Origin of the sequence: Streptomyces calidiresistens, from assembly GCF_014141525.1 — a bacterium.
Classification (GTDB): Bacteria; Actinomycetota; Actinomycetes; order Streptomycetales; family Streptomycetaceae; genus Streptomyces; species Streptomyces calidiresistens.
Window position 1 is genome coordinate 1 of sequence record NZ_VKHS01000798.1, and the last position, 2,394, is coordinate 2,394.

A 2,394-nucleotide genomic window follows, 5' to 3' on the forward strand; every position below is an offset into this window, starting at 1 on the left:
CCCCCGGGTCGGGGGCCGGCGGGAGGACCCCCGATGAGCACGAGCCCTTCCACCTGCCGGTGTGGCACCGCACCCCGCCCCCGGCACCGAACCGCCCCACCGGTCGCTGGCTGGTGGCCGGCGACGGCCCCCGCGCGGAGTCGATACGGGCCGCGTTCGCCGAGGCCGGTGCCGAGGTGGTCACCGCGACCGCCGGCACCGAACCGTGTGACGGGGTGGTGATCGTGGACCCCGGCCACCGCCCCGCGACGGAGGACCCGAACGCCGCGAACGCCGCCGCGAACGGGGTGACCGCCGCGCTCCTGGACTGCGCGGCCGTCGCCGCCGCGATGGCCCCCTGGGCACGGGACACCTGTCTGCTGCACCTCGCGGCGGGAACCCAGCAGGTGGAGAGCGCGGACCGTCCCTCCCCGGCGGACGCGGCCGCTCTCGCCGTCCCCCGGGTGCTCTCCCAGGAGTTCCCCGGCCTGCGGTGGCGCACCGTGGACCTGCCCGGCGGGCTCCCCGCCGGTGCCGAAGCGGACCCCGGGGCCGTCGCCGCCGTGTGCCGGGAGGCCGCCGAACTGGCCGCCGGCGGCGCCTCGGGCACGGAGGTCGCGCTGCGCGGCCGTCACCGCTGGGTGCGTTCCCTGGAGCACTGGCGACCGGAGGACGCCGCCGCGCCCCGGGGCGCCGGCGACCCGGCCGCCACCGCGGTGATCCTCGGCGGTCTGGGCGATGTGGGCCTGACCGTCGCCGGGCACCTGGCCCGCACCGGTCGGCGGGTCGTCGTCACCGGACGCACGGGGCTGGACGGGGACGCGGGCCCCGCCCGGGCGGGGACCGTGGGTCGATTGCGTTCCGAGGGCGCGGACATCGAGGTCCGCGCCGTCGACGCCGCCGACGCGCGGGCCGTGACCGACCTGCTGCGCGAACTGACGGACCGGGACGGCCCTCTCGGCCCGGTGATCCACGCCGCCGGCGTGGTCGCCTCCGAGGCGGTCACCCCCCTGCGGTCGGTGAACGAGGAGTCGGTTCGGGCGCACGCCCGGGCCAAGGTGACCGCCGCCGAGGCGCTGCGCTCGGCGGTCCGTGACCTGCCCGGGGACCGCCGCCCCGAGGTCGTGGTGCTGATGTCCTCGGCCACCGCCTTCGTCGGTGGCCTGGGCCTGGCCCCGTACGCCGCGGTCAACCGCTTCCTGGACGCCTTCGCCGAGCGGGAACACGCGGAGGAGGACGGGCGCACGGCCTGGATCGCCATTGCCTGGGACGGCTGGCGGGTCGGCCCCGGGGGCACCGAACGCGTCGTGGCCTCCCGCCACTCGATCGGCGCGGCCGACGGCATGCGGAGCCTGGACCGGATCCTGGCCCTCGCGGCACGGCGCGACGCCCCGCCCTCGATCGCGGTCTCCCCGGTCGACCTCTCCCTCCGCACCGCCGGGGGACCGGTGGTCGCCACGCAGGGGGGACTCCCGGAACCCGGGTGGGAGGGGAGCGCCGGCGAGGAACCGGCCGGGGGATTCGAGCCGGCCGAGCGCGTCCTCGCCGCACTCTGGTCGGACCTCCTGGGCTTCCCCGTCACCGACCCGGACGCCGACTTCTTCGCGCTCGGGGGTCACTCGCTGCTCGCCACCCGGATGCTCGCGCGCCTGCGCGACGACCTCGGGGTGCGGCTGCGCCTGACGGACCTGCTGGCCCGCCCCACCATCGCCTCCCTCGCCCCGTTGCTGGAGACCCCCGGCGCGGAAGCGGCACCGGAACCGACCCCGGAACCGACCGGGTCGTCCCGACCGGACGACACCGACACCGGGGGGACCCCGGGGGAGTTCCCCCTCACCCGGGTTCAGCACGCCTACTGGATCGGCGGCTCCGGCGGTTACCGGATGGGCAACGTTCCCTGTTCCTTCCACCTGGAGTACGACTGCCCCGACCTGGACGTCCCCCGCTACGAGGAGGCGTGGAACCGGGTCGTCGCGCGCCACCCCATGCTGCGCGCGGTGATCACCGCCGAGGGTCGCAACCGCGTCCTGGAACGGGTCCCGCGCTACCGCATCCGGGTCCGCGACCTGACCGACCGGACCCCGGAGGAGCGCGACCGCGCGCTGGAACGCATCCGCGAGACCATGGTCCGCCGGGAACCCCATCCGGGGCGCTGGCCCCTGGTGGACATCCGCGCCGCCCGCCTTCCGGACGGGGTGATCCGCCTCTTCGTCAACGTCGACGTGCTGGTCTGCGACACCGCCGGCTACTTCGTGTGGGATCGCGAACTGCGCACCTTCTACGAGAACCCGGACGCGCGACTGCCGCTGCCCGCCACCACCTTCGAGCGCTGCGTCGCCGCCCTGCGGGAGCGGGCCGACACCGAGGACCACCGCAGGGCCGCCGCCTACTGGCGCGAACGGATGGACGACCTGC

Annotated in this window: 1 protein-coding gene; it reads left to right on the top strand. The window is 76.6% G+C overall.

Annotation, left to right across the window (positions count from 1 at the left end; genetic code table 11):
* Positions 1 to 2,394, top strand: a 2,394-nt coding sequence (locus tag FOE67_RS22875; RefSeq protein ID WP_182666734.1) for an SDR family NAD(P)-dependent oxidoreductase, incomplete at both ends; no start/stop codon positions are given.